General features: G+C 69.3%; 18 protein-coding genes and 2 pseudogenes. 15 read left to right on the forward strand and 5 right to left on the reverse strand.

The genetic code is table 11. From position 1 onward, the window contains the following. The first annotated feature begins 793 nt into the window (after positions 1–793). The 12 genes from IPN47_23555 to IPN47_23610 all read left to right on the forward strand — a co-directional run bounded on the left by IPN47_23555 (position 794) and on the right by IPN47_23610 (position 10,122). Positions 794–1,057 (forward strand): hypothetical protein, encoded by a 264-nt coding sequence (locus tag IPN47_23555; GenBank protein MBK9410968.1) that lies wholly within the window; start codon positions 794–796, stop codon positions 1,055–1,057. Beyond that, positions 982–1,260: a hypothetical protein gene (locus IPN47_23560; protein MBK9410969.1), complete on the forward strand. Its 279-nt coding sequence runs from the start codon at positions 982–984 to the stop codon at positions 1,258–1,260. Before IPN47_23555 ends, IPN47_23560 begins: the two co-directional genes overlap by 76 nt. Next, complete coding sequence (locus IPN47_23565) at positions 1,260–1,364, forward strand: hypothetical protein (protein ID MBK9410970.1); 105 nt, start codon at positions 1,260–1,262, stop codon at positions 1,362–1,364. The genes IPN47_23560 and IPN47_23565 overlap by 1 nt, the downstream gene beginning before the upstream one ends. Continuing rightward, on the forward strand, positions 1,361–2,374 hold the full coding sequence (locus IPN47_23570) for a glycoside hydrolase family 3 C-terminal domain-containing protein (protein ID MBK9410971.1): 1,014 nt from the start codon (positions 1,361–1,363) through the stop codon (positions 2,372–2,374). Before IPN47_23565 ends, IPN47_23570 begins: the two co-directional genes overlap by 4 nt. Before the next feature lie 150 nt (positions 2,375–2,524). Next, on the forward strand, positions 2,525–2,770 hold the full coding sequence (locus IPN47_23575; GenBank protein MBK9410972.1) for a fibronectin type III-like domain-contianing protein: 246 nt from the start codon (positions 2,525–2,527) through the stop codon (positions 2,768–2,770). Between the two features lie 285 nt (positions 2,771–3,055). Continuing rightward, positions 3,056–3,646, forward strand: coding sequence for a transposase (locus IPN47_23580; protein MBK9410973.1), 591 nt, complete (start codon positions 3,056–3,058; stop codon positions 3,644–3,646). 107 nt (positions 3,647–3,753) lie between these two features. After that, positions 3,754–5,139: an Ig-like domain-containing protein gene (locus IPN47_23585; GenBank protein MBK9410974.1), complete on the forward strand. Its 1,386-nt coding sequence runs from the start codon at positions 3,754–3,756 to the stop codon at positions 5,137–5,139. A 172-nt stretch (positions 5,140–5,311) separates the two neighbouring features. Then, complete coding sequence (locus IPN47_23590) at positions 5,312–5,773, forward strand: hypothetical protein (protein ID MBK9410975.1); 462 nt, start codon at positions 5,312–5,314, stop codon at positions 5,771–5,773. A gap of 102 nt (positions 5,774–5,875) precedes the next feature. Then, on the forward strand, positions 5,876–6,043 hold the full coding sequence (locus IPN47_23595; GenBank protein ID MBK9410976.1) for a hypothetical protein: 168 nt from the start codon (positions 5,876–5,878) through the stop codon (positions 6,041–6,043). A gap of 15 nt (positions 6,044–6,058) precedes the next feature. Continuing rightward, complete coding sequence (locus IPN47_23600) at positions 6,059–7,267, forward strand: phosphoribosyltransferase (protein ID MBK9410977.1); 1,209 nt, start codon at positions 6,059–6,061, stop codon at positions 7,265–7,267. A 238-nt stretch (positions 7,268–7,505) separates the two neighbouring features. Next, positions 7,506–9,161: a serine/threonine protein kinase gene (locus IPN47_23605; protein MBK9410978.1), complete on the forward strand. Its 1,656-nt coding sequence runs from the start codon at positions 7,506–7,508 to the stop codon at positions 9,159–9,161. A 7-nt stretch (positions 9,162–9,168) separates the two neighbouring features. Beyond that, complete coding sequence (locus IPN47_23610; protein MBK9410979.1) at positions 9,169–10,122, forward strand: hypothetical protein; 954 nt, start codon at positions 9,169–9,171, stop codon at positions 10,120–10,122. Positions 10,123–10,151: 29 nt separating this feature from the next. Here the strand turns inward: IPN47_23610 and IPN47_23615 are convergent, their stop codons facing one another. Further along, positions 10,152–10,682, reverse strand: coding sequence for a sigma-70 family RNA polymerase sigma factor (locus IPN47_23615; GenBank protein MBK9410980.1), 531 nt, complete (start codon positions 10,680–10,682; stop codon positions 10,152–10,154). A 24-nt stretch (positions 10,683–10,706) separates the two neighbouring features. Continuing rightward, the gene (locus IPN47_23620; protein MBK9410981.1) at positions 10,707–11,114 is read right to left on the reverse strand and encodes a hypothetical protein; all 408 of its coding nucleotides are present in this window, start codon (positions 11,112–11,114) and stop codon (positions 10,707–10,709) included. Between the two features lie 301 nt (positions 11,115–11,415). Between IPN47_23620 and IPN47_23625 the strand changes: the two genes are divergently transcribed. Beyond that, the gene (locus IPN47_23625) at positions 11,416–12,162 is read left to right on the forward strand and encodes a TVP38/TMEM64 family protein (GenBank protein ID MBK9410982.1); all 747 of its coding nucleotides are present in this window, start codon (positions 11,416–11,418) and stop codon (positions 12,160–12,162) included. Positions 12,163–12,234: 72 nt separating this feature from the next. Here IPN47_23625 and IPN47_23630 read toward each other — a convergent pair. After that, positions 12,235–13,614, reverse strand: a pseudogene (locus IPN47_23630) (FAD-dependent oxidoreductase). A 410-nt stretch (positions 13,615–14,024) separates the two neighbouring features. On the opposite strand from IPN47_23630, the gene IPN47_23635 reads away from it, so the two are divergent. Then, positions 14,025–14,297: a hypothetical protein gene (locus IPN47_23635; GenBank protein MBK9410983.1), complete on the forward strand. Its 273-nt coding sequence runs from the start codon at positions 14,025–14,027 to the stop codon at positions 14,295–14,297. Then, a pseudogene (locus IPN47_23640) lies at positions 14,293–14,677 on the forward strand (DUF547 domain-containing protein). The gene IPN47_23635 and the pseudogene IPN47_23640 overlap by 5 nt, the downstream one beginning before the upstream one ends. Here the strand turns inward: IPN47_23640 and IPN47_23645 are convergent. Continuing rightward, entirely contained in the window at positions 14,652–15,488 is an 837-nt protein-coding gene (locus IPN47_23645) for an FAD-dependent oxidoreductase (protein ID MBK9410984.1), read from the reverse strand. The pseudogene IPN47_23640 and the gene IPN47_23645 overlap by 26 nt on opposite strands. Positions 15,489–15,496: 8 nt before the next feature. Next, positions 15,497–15,949, reverse strand: coding sequence for a hypothetical protein (locus IPN47_23650; GenBank protein MBK9410985.1), 453 nt, complete (start codon positions 15,947–15,949; stop codon positions 15,497–15,499). Between the last annotated feature and the right edge of the window lie 364 nt (positions 15,950–16,313).

The following is a 16,313-nucleotide window of genomic DNA, read 5'->3' on the forward strand; positions in this document are numbered from 1 at the left end:
CCTGAGCAGGTTGCCGAAGAGGATGACGAGCGCCCAGACCCTTGCGTCCGCCCGGCACTACCCTCGCGACGGGAGAGGTCGAGCAACCCCCAGACCTGCAGCGAGAGCTGCACGAGCACGAGGGCGCTGAGGGCGATCAGCAATCCGGTGGGGGAGGTCGCGGAGCTTTTCCATGGGCATATGCAGATAGTCGTGCTCGCCGGAGGGAACATCCCCGCACTCGCCGACGCTCTCCACGGTAGGCCACCGCGGCAGGACACTGCAACCGCCCCCGTATTGCCGCCGCGCGATGTTTCACTCGCCGCACCGCGCCCCTAACATGCGTACAGCACGGACGACGAACCGCTCGTGACCGTCGCGCCAGCCCGACGCACCTCCCGCGTTGCTTCCCACCACATGACCATCATGCGCCCCGCACTCGCCTCGTTGCTGCGTCAAACCCCCTTCGCGGCGACGTCAGCGGTCCTGTTCGTTCTTTCCGCGTGCACCACCACGACCGGGCGTACGCCCGCTCCGCTCACCACCCGGGCAGCACGCCGACAGCTCGAGTGGCCACGGCGACGGCGACCGAGCGCCGTGCGCACTCCCGATGCGCGCATGGAGCGCTTTGTCGACTCGGTCCTCGCCGGCCTCACGCTCGAGGAAAGTGGGGGGACAGCTCACCCAGTACCGTGGGCAATTTGACTCACCGGGCCGCAGACCCCCGAGGCCGGGGCGGTCGACATTCGCGCCGGACGCGTCGGCTCGTTCCCGGGCGTCGCTGGCGCCGCGGTCACCCGCGAGGATGCAACGCGTGGCGGTCGAGGAATCGCGGGCGAAGATCCCGGTCCTCTTCGCCCACGACGTCGTCCACGGCTTCCGCACCATCTTCCCCGTCCCCCTGGCCGAGGCGTCGAGTTGGGACCCGGCGGCCGTGCAGCGCGCCGCCCGAATTGCAGCTGCCGAAGGGGCGCTAACGGCCTGCACTGGACCTTTGCGCCGATGGTCGACATCGCGCGATCCGCGCTGGGGGCGCGTGGTCGAGGCTCGGGAGAAGATCCGTATCTGGGAAGCGTGATGGCCGCCGCCCAGTGCGCGGCTACCCAGAGGAACGATCTGCGCGATTCGCTCGCCCCTCATCGCCAGCGTCAAGCACTTCGTTCGGCTGTGGCGCCGCCGAGGGGGGCGCGACTACAACACGACCGATATCCCGGCGCGTACGCTGCGGGAGATCTATCTCCCGCCGTTCCAGCGGCGGTGAACGCGGGGCGCGATCGGTGATGGCCTCGTTCAATGAGATCGACGGCGTCCCGATGCATGCGAACCGCGCGCTCATCGACGGCGTGCTGCGCGATCGCTGGGGTTGGGACGGCATCCCCTGGTGAGCGACTACACCGGCGTGATGGAACTGCTCAACCACGGCATCGGTGGCGACACCGCCACCGTCGGACGACTGGCGCTCGACGCCGGGATCGACGTCGACATGGTGAGCAACATCTTCTTCTCGTATCTCCCCGCCGAGGTGCGCGCTGGCCGACTGCCGCTGGCCGCAGTGGACAGCGCGGTGCGCCGCGTGCTGCGCGTGAAGTACGAGATGGGGCTGTTCGCCGACCCGTACCACCACAGCAGCGAGGCGCGTGAACGGGCGCTGACCCTCTCGCCCGCCTACGTGGCCGAGGCGCGCGACATGGCCCGGCGCTCGATCGTGCTGCTCAAGAACAGCGGCGGCGCCCTCCCCTTGTCGAAGTCGTTAGGCACGCTGGCCGTGATCGGGACACTCGCCGACGACGCACGCTCGGCCCTCGGCAACTGGGCCGCCGTGGGACGCCCGGAGGACGCCGTCACGATCCTCGCCGGCATTCGGCAGGCGGGCGGCTCGCGCACGCGCATCCTCTACGCGCCGGGCGCCCCGGTCGACAGCGCCGACACGACCGGCTTTGCCGAGGCCGTGCGGATCGCCCGGCAGGCCGATGCCGTGGTGCTCGTGCTCGGCGAGCACCAGGACATGAGCGCCGAGGCGCGCAACCGCGCGTCGCTCGACCTGCCGGGGGTGCAGCTGCAACTGGCGCAGGCTGTGGTGGCCACCGGCAAGCCGGTGGTTGTGATCCTCGAGAACGGCCGGCCCCTGTCGATCCCCTGGCTCGCCGACCACGTCCCCGCCATCCTCGAGACGTGGTACCTCGGCGTACAAATGGGGCCCGCCGTGGCCGACGTCCTGTTTGGCGACGCCAACCCGGGGGGCAAGCTCCCGGCGTCGTTCCCGCGTACGGTCGGGCAGGTCCCCGTCTACTACAATCACAAGAACACCGGGCGTCCCCCGACGAGCGCGAACGCTACACGTCCAAGTACCTCGACGTGCCGTGGACCCCGCAGTGGGCGTTCGGACATGGGTTGAGCTACACGGCGTTTGCCTATGAGCCCCCGACGCTCAGCGCCACGCAACTCACGATGGGTGACTCCGTCGTCGTGCGTGTGGCGCTCACCAACACCGGACACGTGCCGGCGACGAGGTGGTGCAGCTGCATGTGCGTGACGACGTCGGAGCGTGACGCGCCCGGTGAAGATGCTGCGCGGCTTCGAGCGCGTATCGCTGGCGCCCGGCGAGCGGCGTACCGTCTCGTTCACCCTGCGGCCGCGCGACCTGGCGTTCTACGACCTGGGGATGCGCCACGTGGTGGAGCCCGGGACGTTCACCGTGTATGTCGGCGGCAGCTCCGTCGACGTGCGCGAGGCGCGCTTTCGCGTGACCGGGGCGACGACGGTCGTGCCGGATCGGGGGCTGGTGCCGTAGGGGGGGCGGTGCCTGGGGTCAGAGCTGGGGTCAGAGCTGGGGTCAGAGCTAGGGTCAGAGCTAGGGTCAGAGCATGCGTCCGCACCGCGTCCGCTCACTGCGGCCAATCGCATGCACATGCAACCGATTGGTACGGCACCTCGCGTCAGTGCGCGTAGTATTGCCCAGGTGCAGACGCACGACCCAACTCGCCCAGCACGACGTAGAGGTACCCACATGGCTCGCCCTCCTCGCACCGTCATTGCGGGTGTACCGCTTCATATCACGCAACGCGGCAACGATCGCGTGCGCACGTTTCACGACGATCGGGACGTCACGTACTACCGCGAACTGCTGCTCGACGCGACGCGCGCCCTCGGCTGCGCCGTGCACGCGTACGTCTTCATGCCGAACCACGTGCATCTCCTGGTCACGCCGCCCGACCCGTCGGCGCCCGCGCGCTTGATGCAGCGCCTCGGCGCACGCTATGTGCGCTATGTCAACACCGTCTATGCGCGCACAGGCACCCTGTGGGAGGGACGGTATCGCTCCTCGCTTGTCGATTCGGACCGATATGTGCTGACCTGCATGCGTTACATCGAACTGAATCCTGTCCGCGCAGGTCTCGTGAGCGAGCCGGAGCTCGTTAGGTGTTCGAGTTACCGGTATCACGCGTTGGGCGAAGCCGATGCACTCGTGTCTCCACATCCGCTCTACTTGGCCTTGGGCGCGTCGCCTCGTGATCGTCGCGACGCGTATCGCGCAATGTGCCGATGGGCGTTGAGCCCCGAGGTACTTCGCGACATTCGTCGCTCCATTGGCAGCAGAAACGGCCGGGCGGATGCACGCAGCGGGACGGAGTTTGAGACGCAAGGTCTGCTCCGACCCCAGCTCTGACCCCAGCTCTGACCCCAGCTCTGACCCCAGCTGTCGCCCTCGCCCCCGCGATTCCGCTCTAGACCCACAGAGCGGGCAACGCGTGATCACTATCGAGGAGACGACACATGCGACGAGCCTGGTTACTCACGGCCGGCATCATCGTGGGATGCGGAGGGGGCAGCGAGACGGCGGTCACACCACCCCCGGTGGCGGTCGCGACCGTCACCGTCACCGAGTCGTCGATACCGACGCTGCTCGTTGGGAGCAGCGTCCAGCTCACCGCGACGGCCCGCGACGCGCAGAACAATGCGCTCCCGGCCAGGCCGATTGCCTGGAGCTCGTCGGCACCCAGCATCGCCTCGGTGTCGGCGACCGGACTGGTAACGGGCGTCGCGCCTGGCGCCGCGCAGGTGCGCGCCACCGCCGATGGCAAGTTCGCCGAGGTCGCCGTGACCGTGCGAGCACAGCCGTGGAGCCTCACCGGATCGCTCGCGATCGGCCGGACGCTGCACTCCCTCACGGTACTCGCCAACGGCAGCGTCCTTGCCACCGGAGGGCAGGTGCTCGGCACGCCGTTCCAGACCATCCGTAGCGCCGAACTCTATGACCCGGCCTCGGGGAGCTGGCGAACGGTGGGAAGCCTAACGACTGGGCGCGCGAATCACGTCGCCATCCGGCTCCTCAACGGCAAGGTCCTCGTCGCAGGCGGCTACTCGCTCGAGCCGTCGACGCGCCTCGCCAGCGCAGAGCTGTATGACCCGGTGACCGAGGCATGGAGCGTGACGGGTAGCATGTCGGAGCCCCGCGACCTTGCCGCCGCCGCGCTCCTCCCCGACGGGCGCGTTCTCGTGGCGGGTGGGTCGGGCGCCGGCACCAACCTGAATGCGTTGGCGACCGCGGAGATCTACGACCCTGCAACCGGACGCTGGAGCAGGGCGGCCAACCTGTCAGTCGCACGCGGCGGTCACACTGCCACGTCGCTTGCGAACGGCAAGGTCCTCGTGGCAGGGGGAGGGTCGGGCACCTTCACCGCGCCTACCCTGCACGCCAGCGCCGAACTGTATGACCCGGCCACCGGGGTGTGGAGGACGACGGGAAGCGTGACCATTGCGCGCGGCTTCCACCGCGCCGTGGCGCTTCCTGACGGACGACTGCTCCTGACGGGCGGCAGCGATTTCGTCTCCACCGTCTTTCCGTCATCCGACCTCTACGACGCGGCGAGCGGTGCCTGGTCGATCACGGCGGCGTTGGGAACGGGCCGCATCTCGCACTCGGCTACCGTCCTGCGCAACGGGAGCGTGCTGGTGGCGGGCGGCGGCAACGGAGGAAGCGCGCCGCTCGCCGGCGCCGAACTCTTCGACCTTGCCACGGGGCGATGGGCAGCCGCGGGCGACATGCGCGTGTCGCGTTCCAATCACGCGGCAGCGCTGCTGCCCAACGGTAAGGTGTTGGTGGCCGGCGGACAGGGCGTCGGCGCTTCGACGAGCGCCGAGCTCTTCGATCCCGGATGACCTCCGGCCGTTCGTGGGCCGGGCAGCGGCACTGACGCGGCGAGTCCCCGTGTCGGGTTTGAGCGGCCGATTTCCGCTCTCGGTGCATGTGCGGGTGTGGGTCTCTCGCGGTCCCCCCCAGCCCGTGACGCACCTAGGTGCCGCGAACGACAATGAACGGAGGATGGAACCGATGCTTCTCCGCAAAGTGCTGGTCATCGCGGGAGCGCTGTCGCTCTCGCTCATGGGATGTTCCGATCGACTCGCCTCGCCGGCCGCGAACGACACGGAGCGCTTGCTCCTGGCGGAACGAGTGCTCGCCCTCAAGGCCCGCGTCGGTGAGACGGGGCGCATCACCCTGGAGCAGCGTCGCGAACTCGACGACATCACGCACGACATCGCCGCCTGGCAGGCGCGCACCGGGCGCACCGACCTCTCGGTCTCCAAGCCCCAGCGCCCCTCGACCGTGACCACCTCCGCGCTCGTCACCAAGGCCCCAACGGAGTCTTGCAGTGCCTGTCCCGCCGTGAAGTCCAACGGTGGATACATCTGCTTCCTCGACTGGCAGGGCCCGTGCGGCGCACCCGGAGACATCATCCAGCGAGTCTGCACCTACGCGTGCATCTACCTGGGCCCAGTTCCGATCAAGCGCTGATCCTTCGTGCGAGAGTCACTGTCGGGTTTGCGCCCGCCTTTCCGCTCACAGATCGCGTCCCGAATAGGCCTGACGCGTTCACCCTCCTTCCGGAGCCCATCCATGAAAGCCATCGTCACCCTCGTCGCGACCGCACTCGCGGTCACCGGATGTTCGAGCCTCACCGGCCCCAACGACCGCGACGCCGCCGCGCGCGACGCGCTGGCCAAGCGGCAGCTCGAGGTCGCATCCAAGGTCCCGCAAGTCTCCGGGAAGCTCGCCGCGAACTGACGCGAGGGCGCCGGCATGTCGGTCACACCGTTGTTCCACGATCGACATGCCGGCGGGATGGCCCTCGCGCAGGCGTTGTCGCAACACGTTAGGCGTCCGGGCACCGTGGTGCTCGGGATGGCGAGGGGAGGAGTCGCTGTCGCGGCCCCCGTCGCCCGGGCGCTCGACGCCTCGCTCGACACCTTCGTCGGCCGCAAGCTGGGCGTCCCGGGGCTGGAGGAAGTCGCGTTTGGCGCCATCGCCGAGGGAGATGAGGGGCCAGTCCTCGAGGGCGTACACGACTACATCGGCCTGCCGCGCCGAGTGGTGACGACCATCGTGGCGCACGAACGTGAGGAGATGGCGCGGCGCATCCGGCGCTATCGCGATGGCCATCCGCTCCCTTCCCTCGCAGGTCGCACGGTGATCGTGGTGGACGATGGCCTCGCCAGTGGCGCGACGCTCACCGCCGCCGGACGCGCACTGCGCCGACACCGCCCCGCACGTCTCATCGCCGCGGTCCCCGTCGCCTCGACCGATGGACTGCAGTCCGCGCGCGCCACGTTCGACGAGGTGGTCGCCGTCGCGACGCCCGCACCGTTCGGGACGGTCTCCGATTGGTATCGCGACTACGATCCGGTCAGCGATGCGGAGGTTCGCGCCCTGCTCGGACGCGCTCCTGCACCTGAACACCGCGAGCACGCAGCTGCGCCGGCCGGGAACGAGCGCGACGTCGCGATCCCCTCCACCGAGCCCGGATTCACGCTCGTCATGCCCGGCGAGCTCGGAATGCCTCCGGACGCACGCTCGCCACACGGTCTGGTCATCCTGGCCCACGGCGGAGGGAGCAGTCGCGGGAGCTATCGCAATCGGTACCTCGCGGCGCGCTTGCGGCTGGCGGGTTGGGCCACGCTGCGCGTCGACCTGCTCGGGGAGCGCGAGCGCGACGCCGATACCGACGGCGGATGCGCTTCGACATCGCACGCATCACGCGCCGACTCCTCGTTGCCACGCGCTGGTGCCTGGACCATGACGTTGCGGGTGCGGATCACATCGTCCTCTTCGGCGCCAGCACCGGCGCCGCGGCGCGATAGGTGTCGCGGCTGCCCTCCCCGCTCATGTCCACGGCGTGATCGCGAGGGGCGGACGTGTCGACCTCGCCGCGGATCACCTCGCGCACGTGCAGGCGCCGTCGCTGCTCGTCGTTGGAAGTGCCGACGGGGACACCCTGCGCCTCAACCGTGAATCCGCGCGGCGACTCGGGGGGGCGGTCACACTGCGCATCGTACGAGGCGCAGGACACACCTTCGAGGAAGCCGGCGCACTCGGACGCGTCGGTGAGCACGTCTCCGCATGGCTCACCCGCCAGCGGCTCATGCAGCGCATCAGGCGCTGGTGGCCAGTCGCACCCATCTGGCCGGCGACGCTGCGCGCTGGTATGCTCGCGCGAGATAGGGTCTGACGATCCGCTGCGGCGACCGACATGTCACACATTGATCCCCACCAGTGGGCCGAACTCGGGCCCCTGCTCGATCGCGCCTTGGAACTCACCGCCGAGGCAAGAGAGGCGTGGCTCCACGAGCTCGCGGCGCAATCGCCCGAGCTCGCGGCGTCGCTCACCGCCTTGCTCTCGGCCGACGCGCGCGCTGACGAACGCGGCTTTCTCGCTGAGTCGCCGGCCGCCAGCCTCGCCGGACGCGAACTCGGGCACTACACCCTCATCCGCCCACTTGGCCACGGCGGCATGGGATCGGTCTGGCTGGCGCGGCGTACCGACGGCCGCTTCGAGGGTCTCGCCGCGGTCAAGCTGATGAGCCTCGCCCTGATGGGCGAGACGGGACAGGCGCGCTTTCGTCGCGAAGGGACCGCACTCGCCCGCCTTCGGCATCCGGCCATTGGTCGTTTGCTCGACGCCGGCGTGGCTCCAAGCGGGCAGCCCTATTTGGTGCTGGAGTACGTCGACGGTCAGCACATCGACGTGCACGCCGATGCCGCGAGGCTGTCGCAGCATCAACGCATCGAGCTCATCCTGCAGGTGCTCGACGCGGTCGTGCACGCCCACGCCAATCTCGTCGTCCACCGCGACCTCAAGCCGTCAAACATCCTGGTCACCGCCGAGGGCCAGGTGAAGCTGCTCGACTTTGGCATCGCCAAGCTGTTGCAGGAAGACGGGGAAGACGCGCGCACCGCCCTCACCTCCGACGGCGCCGGTGCGCTGACGCTCGACTACGCCTCGCCGGAGCAACTCCGCGGCGAGGACATCACCACCGCGACCGACATCTACGCGCTTGGCGTCCTGCTCTACTTGCTCCTGTCGGGGCGCCATCCCACGCGCGGGCCACATCCAACGCCCGCCGAGGCGGTGCACGGGATCCTCCAGGTCGAGCCGCGCCCGTTGGGGCTCGGCGATCTCGATACCATCATCGCCAAGGCACTGCGCAAGTCACCGGCCGAGCGCTACGCAACGGCGGCGACCCTTGCCGATGACCTGCGCCGCTACCTGCGCGACGAGCCGGTGAGCGCACGCCCGGATTCGTTGGGGTATCGCGCACGCAAGTTCGTCAGGCGCAATCGCGGCGCCGTCGCCGCGGCGGTTGTGATGGCGATCGTCCTCATCGGATCGACTGCGTTTTCGGTGGTACAGGCGAGACGCGCGGCGGAACAGCGCGATGTCGCGGTGCGATCGGCGCGGCGGGCAACCGCGATGACCGAGCTGCAGGCGGTGCTGGCCGGCGACAACCGAAGGGCCGATGGCAAACCGCTCACCACGGCGGAGCGCATCGCCCTCGCCGAAGAGGTGCTCGTGGCACAGTTCGGGAGCGAGCCGTGGCTGGTGTCGGAAGTGTTGATCGATCTGTCGACCCGCCTGGGAGAATCGATGGACCGCACGGGAGAGCGCGCGCTCCTGGCACGCGCAGCCGCCATTGCGCGCGCAGGCAATCAAAGGGAACCGCTTGCACTCGCGTCGTGCGCTCGATCGACGAGTTTCTGGAGTCGAGTCACTCAACGATTCCGCGTCCGCCGAGCTGTCGATCGCCAAGGCGGCCCTGGCTCGCGCCGGGAGCACCGTGGATCCCATCGTGCGCTCACGGTGCCTCGAGGCGGAGGGCAAGGCCCTCGAGGCGAGTGGGCAAGGTGACTCGGCTGTGACGCTCCTGCGCCAGGCAGTCGCGCTGTTCGACGACAAGCCAACCGACTCGTACCGGCTCGGGATGATCACCGCCCTGTCCGAGCTGCTGCGCCTCACCAACCACCATCGCGAAGCAGCTGCGTTACAGCAGAAGGTCGTTCGGGATCTGGTGGGCGTAGGCCTGACCAACGCCGAGGCGTTTCCGAATGTGCTCACCTTCCTCGATCGAACGCTCGCCGACCTCGGCGAGCTGCACGTGGTCGACTCGATTGTTGGGGGGCTCATTCTGGAGCGAGAGGCGGCGGCCGGCTCGTCGCGCGTCCCGCTCCTGATGTCTTTCCTGCACGGGATGAACAAGCAGCGCTTGGGCGAAATCGATTCGGCCGATCACTGGCTCGGACGCGCGATGTCCGTGCCGTGGCAGCAGGGTGGGACGATGGGGAATTGGCTCCCATCCACGCTGGCCCAGGTGCGCGTGAGCCAGGGGCGCCTGGCCGACGCGCGCGCGGCGGCGGCGAACCTCCCCAGCGGCACGCGCGGGCGTCGCGCGACCGGCGCCATGGTACGCGCCCTGATCCTGCACGCGGAGGGGAGGCCGGCGGCGGCGTTGCAGCTGCTTGAGCGCGAGATGACCGCGCTCTACGCCGAGTCGCCGGTGACGCAGTCGCTGTTCACCTTGCCGCTGGTGACCGCCGGGGAGTTGCGGCTGGCGGCTGGCGATGCGCACGCCGCAGACTCATTGGCACAGCTCGGCTGGCGGGCGGCGGCGCTCGACTCGCTGGCCCAGACGCGCAGCGCGCTAGCCGGGCGCGCCGACCTGCTGCGGGCGCGGGCGCTGCGCCAGCTGGGCGACACGACCGCACTTCGCATGGTGACGGCGCGCGCCATCGCCGCGCTCACCAACGGCTCTGGCCCCACGAGCGCGTGGACCCGTGCGGCGCGCGCGTTCGGTGACTCGCTCGCGCGTTGAGTCGGCGCGCGCGGTCGTTGCGCGCTGGGTCAGGGCGTCGCGTCGAGCGCGTGCTGGAGCATGAGGCGCGCCTTGCGCCAATCGCGTTGCACCGTCCGGTCCGACGTGCCGCGCATGTGGGCGATCTCGACAAAGCTGTAGCCACAGAAGAAGTGCAGGTCGACCAACTGCGCGAGCTTGGGTTCGAGCTGCGCCAGCTCGTCGAGCGACGTTGACAGTCGCTCCAGCTCGGTCACGTCGTGTGAGGCGGCAGGGTCCACCGCCGCCTGCGCATTGCCCAGCGTGATCTCGAACGCCCCGCCGCCTCGCTTCTGCGCCATGCCGCGGCGCGCATAGTCGATGACGATGCTGCGCATCGCGCGTGCGGCGTAACCCATGAAGTGCGCCTGATCGGGAAACTGGACGCGATCGCGGGACGCAAGGTTGAGGTAGGCCTCGTGCAGCAGCGTGGTGGCGCCGAGCGAAAGGTCGGAGCCCATGCGCTGCAGCTGGATCGCGGCCAGGCGATGCAGCTCGTCGTAGAGGGCGGCGAAGAGGGCGTTGGACGCTGGCTCAGTCATGGTGAGGTGCTCAGCCCCTTGTCGTCACGCCGCATCCCGCCACGCCAACGCCACCAACGGCGACACCACGAGAAACTGCACGACGGTGAACGCCGACTCCAGCAACAAGAAGGAGGAGACCGACGTCATCCGGTACTTCGCCGCCACCGGCAGCGTCGTGAACGTCCACGCCAGCACGCCAAACACCAAGGCGAAGCCCGCCGCCCCCTGCAACCACGCCTCGCGATTCGTGCTGAACAGGCGCGGATAGAGCCAGGCGAAGATCAGCGCCTGCACGATCATCGTGGCGAGCCCCAGGGGGATGATCACCTCCTGGCGATACATCTCCAGGCGCTCGTACTGTGTGCGAAACGTCGTCAGGTGCCAGAAGTAGCCCAGCGGGAACGTCGGCAACAGGTAGGCGGCCACAGCCAGCCAGAACGGTCGTCCCATGCGAGAAGTCTCCGATGAGGGGGAGCCGGTGCGGCGGGTAACGTAGCAGACTGGAGGACGCGTACGCACCACCAGCGACGGTCAAGGCCATGCGCGATCAGCGCGCGGTCGTGCTTCGGAAGGTCAGGAGTGCGTGGAAGGCGTCTGCTCGGAGGCTGCTCGGGGTCTGCTCGGGGTCTGCTCGGGGTCTGCTCGGGGTCAGAGCTGAGCTCTGACCCCAGCTCTGACCCGCAAGGAACTCCACTCACGTCCCCCGTCTTGCCTCAGACATCGCACGCGTTCTTTCCTCCCCGTCCCCCCGATGTCGCCTTCTTCGCGCGCCGCCGCCACGACCGCACCACGATTCAACCGCTGGCTGATCGTCGCCGCGGCCGCCCTCGTTGGCGTGCTCCTGGTCGTCCTCGGCCAGCGCGCAGCTCCCCTCATCCCGCGATTCTCGGCCTACGTCGCCTCGCTCGGCCCTGCCGGCCCCGCGGTATTCGTCGTCGGCTACGCACTCGCGACCGTCGGCTTCATCCCCGGCTCACTCCTGACGCTCTCCGCCGGTGCGATCTTCGGCCTCGGCTGGGGAGTCGCGCTGGTTTTCATGGCCGCGACGCTCGGCTCCACGCTCGCCTTCCTCATCGCGCGCTATGGCGCCCGCCAGGCCATCGCCCGGCGCGTCGACAGCAATCCGCAGTTTGCCGCCGTCAACAGGGCCATTGCCGCTCAGGGACGCCGCATCGTCTTCCTCCTGCGCCTCTCCCCGGCCTTCCCCTTCTCGCTCCTCAACTACGCGCTCGGCCTCACGACGGTCTCGCTGCGCGACTATGTCCTCGCGGGCGTCGGCATGCTCCCGGGGACCGTCCTCTACGTCTACTACGGCAAGCTCGCCGGCGACGTCGCTTCGCTCGCCTCGGGGGCGGCACCGGCCCGCGGCACCGGCTACTACGCGGTGCTCGGGCTCGGCCTGCTCGCCACCATTGCCGTCACCACCATCGTGACGCGCACGGCGCGCCGCGCCCTTCGCGACGCCACCGCAGCAGCGGCGCCGGACGAGGAGACCTAACGACGCATGCGATGGACGAACAAAAGGCGCCGCGTCCCGACCAGTGGGACGCGGCGCCTCTTCCTATGTCGGTCAGCGAAAGAGCCGGAACCAGGTGGCAAACAGCGCCTTCGCGCTCGACGTCAGCTTCCGCCGCCGCCACGTATCGGCCGCACGCCGAAAGACGTCGGACTGCGTGGGATACGCGTGGATCGTCGCCCCCACCTTTCCAAGCCCGAGCCCGTGTGTGATGGCGACCCCCAGCTCGCCAATCATCTCCCCCGCATGCGCCGCGACCAGCGTCGCCCCCACGATGCGATCGGTGCCGCTCGCCAGGTACACCTTGAGGAAGCCCGCATCATCCCCCTCCAGCACCGAGCGGTCGTTCGCCGTCAGGTCCACGCGCCCTCGTCAGGCGTCGCCCCACGTGCGCCACTTCGGGCGACGCCTGGTCACGCGGGGACCACCAAGTCGCGATTGCCCCGCCACCCATGCCGAAGAAGAGCGCATTGGCCGCCGCCCGCCGCGCCTGCGCATCGGCCACGTGCGTGAACTGCAGCGCCGAGCCACGTCGCCGATCGCGTAGATCCGTCGGTTGCTTGTTTGGTAGCGGTCGTTGACCGTCACGCCGGCGCGCGTGGTCGCCACTCCTGCCGCCTCGAGCCCCAGCCGTTCCACGTTCGGAGTGCGACCGGTGGCGACGAGCAGGCGATCGGCGTGCAACACCGAGCTGCCGTGCTCCCCCGCCAGCTCCACCGAAAAGACGCCCTCCGCATGTGCCACGCTGGCGATGCGCGCGCCGTTCACCACCCGCACACCGTCAGCCGCAAGCGAGCGGGCGACGATCGCGGCCGCGTCGGCATCCTCGCGCGGCAGCACGCGGGAGTCGGTGTCACGAGCGTGACCTCGGTCCCGAAGCGCGCAAACGACTGCCCGTCCTGTGCCGATGGGGCCACCGCCAATCACCACCAGCCGCTCAGGACGTTCGGTGAGGGAGAAGATCGACTCCCGTTGGTATCAGTACCGTGTCCGACAACCCGAGGAATGGAGTGGACGCGCCGCGTGCGCCGGTCGCGTGATCGCCCGCCGAAAGCGGAGCGTCGCGCCACCGACCATGAGCGTGTCGGCGCCGGTAAACGCCCCTTCGCCGATGAAGACATCGACACCGAGACCGGCAAAGCGCGCCACGCTGTCCACGTCCGAGAGATGGGCTCGCAGCGTGCGCATGCGGGCCATCACCGCTCCGAAGTCTCCGTCACCTGCAACGGCCGGCCCCCCGAAGTCGCGGGCCGCCGTGCGCGCATCGTGCCACGCCCGCGCCGCGCGGATGACCGCCTTGGACGGCACGCAACCGAAGTTGAGGCAGTCGCCGCCAAACATGTGACGCTCGACGAGCGCAACGCGTGCGCCCAGCCCGGCCGCGATCGCTGCCGACACCAGCCCCGCCGTCCCCGCCCGACCACTACAGGTGATATCGGTCCCCGGGGTCGGGTTGCTCCACCCACTGGGGCGACGTTGCGCAGCAGCTCGGCGTTGGCGCCTTCATACGGAGAGAGCTCCACGGGAGACGGCCAGTCGACCGGTCGCGTCTCGTGAGAATTGGCAGGCATTGAATGGCTTCGGTAGTCGGTCGTCGTCGAGCGTCAAGTTACCCGGCGGCCGGGAGTTCCACGTTCGCCATACGGAACTTCCTGCGCGACTGGCGTCTTTCAGCGTCAGATGCCCATCGCGCGTCTCCCGTCTTCGTACCGCGCTCACCACCGCGCTCGCGCTCGTGGCCGTGCTCGCCGCGGCACCGCTCGCCGTCCGCTCCGGGCGCAGGGCCACCACCGCAACTGCACGCGCCGTTCGATTCGCTGCGCCGCTTTGTGCGCGACGGCCTCGTGGACTACGACGCCATGGCGCGCGCGCCGCAGTTTGCCGCCTACCTCGGCACGCTCGCGCGCACCACCGAGGTCGACGGTTGGCCGCGCGCCGAGCGCTCCCGCCCTGCTCATCCAACGCCTACAATGCCTACACCATCGCCCAGTCACCGCGCGCGTAACGAGCGTCGCTCCATCCGCAACATCAACAAGTCGTTTGGTGTCGTGGGGAGCGGTGCGTGGGGCGAGAAGATGGCCGCCATTGGCGGTGTGACGCTCACTCGACGAGATTGAACACGAACGGATTCGCCCGGTCTTCAAGGAGCCACGCATCCACTTCGCCCTCGTCTGCGCCGCCCGGGGCTGTCCCCCGCTGCGCGCCGAGGCGTATCGCGGCGACGTCCTGGACCAACAACTCACCGACCAGGCGCGGGGCTTCCTGCTGCGCTCCCCCACGAAGAACCGTGTCGACGTCGCCGCGGCGACCGTCCTACCTGAGCCCGATCTTCAAGTGGTACGGCAGCGACTTCCGGGAAGGACGAGGCGCACGTCTGCGCTACATCAATTCGTTCTTCCCCGACGGCGCTGAGGCGCAGCTCCTCGCCACCGGGCGAGCGCGCATTCGGTGGACCGACTACGACTGGAGCCTCAACATCCTCGGCAAGGCTCAATGATCGCGAACGCGTCCGACGACGCCGGGAGGACTGCGTCAGGCTCACGGTGAGTGGCGCACGCCGTCAGGCGGCGCAAACCGTCGCATGAAGCGGCGATCGAGCCAGTCCTTCCACCGCATCGCCCATCGTCCCTGGGCCACCAGCCCCCCACAGGCCAGCGCCGTTCCATCCCCTGCGTTGGCCAGCGCCAGAACCGCTGCTGCGGGCGATAAAGCGTCCGGGCGCGCCCCATCACCGAGTGCGTGGGCCAGCGCGAGCACCAGCCGCGGCCCCATGCGCACGGCGTACACCCCGCCTTGGGCGTGTCGGGCCACGACGCGAGCGACGCCGAGTCGCCAGCCGCAAAGACGCGGGGATCGCCGACTGATTGCAGCCGGTCGTCCACCAGGAGGAAGCCGCGCGCATCAACCGGCAACCCGCTCGCGGCCAGCCACGAGGCCGCTTCTCCCCCCGTGGCCCACACCACCAGGTCGGCCCGACGCCGCTGCTGCTCGCCGGCATGCTGCAGCGTGATGCGTCCGGCATCGAGCTGCACCGGAGTGGTCGCCAGCCGCAACTCGATCCCACGCGCTTCGCACACGCGCTCGAGTCGCCGCGATACCCGCGGATGACGGTCGCTGGCGAGCACGGTGTCGCGCGAGACGAGGGAGACGCGCACGGACTGGCCGCGCGGCGTGCCTTCAAGCGTGCCTGCAGGCAGGCCGCGCGACGCGACGCCGTTGGCCCGCGTCCGGATGGCGAGCGCCAACTCGACCCCGCCATCCGCCGCCGACCACCACCACCTCTCCGCCCCTTCTGCGCGCGAGGGCATCGAGCCGCTCACCGATGGTGCGAATCGCCGCCAACGGCTTCACCGCGACCAAGCTCCAGCCACACCGGGGATGGCCTTCCACTCACCTGCGAGCCCACGGCAATGGAGCAGACGTCGTACGGCGCGGTGGTGCCATCGGCAAGCGTGAGCGTACGAGCGCGCGGGTCAATGGCTGTCACGTGCGCAGGTACCAACGTGCCGCCAGCTGCACGTACTGCCGCCGCGACGTCGATCGACAGTTCGTCGGTCGTGTACTGCCCGGCGAGCCATCCGGGGACCATTCCGCTGTAGACGTGGCGCGCCTCGCCCGTGCACACCACCAGGTCGCACGCGGGGAGCCGTCCCTGGCGCGCCGCTTCAAGCACGAACAGGTGCGAGTGCCCAAGTCCCGCGAGGACGAGGCGAGGGCGGTCAACGGCATCGGGGAGCGGTTGCACCAGCTCGCCGGAACGTTCGGTCACGTGGGCTGGAACCCTTCGGCCTGCAGGACTGACCGCCAGTCCGTCGGGTATCGACCGGCTCGCGTCGCACCTGTGCGACCGCGCGCAGGAACGCACGCTCGAACTCGGCGTGCGGATGGCAGCGCCCGCACACGGCAGTGCGCCTCGATCCTGCATGCGCTCAGGGGTCAGCTCGCCATCCGGGTAGTCCCAGAGTTGGCGCATCACTTCATGCAGTTGATCATCGGCATCGTGGAACGACTCCGTGGTTCACCGCTCACCGCGGTTACTCGCCGCGCCCAGTCCGGCGTCGCGCGCGTGGTGATGAGCTTCTCCTGCAGAATGCGGCGCGCGCGAAAGAGACGGGAACGGACCGTCCCGATCG

The organism is Gemmatimonadota bacterium, assembly GCA_016719105.1.
Lineage (GTDB): Bacteria > Gemmatimonadota > Gemmatimonadetes > Gemmatimonadales > Gemmatimonadaceae > SCN-70-22.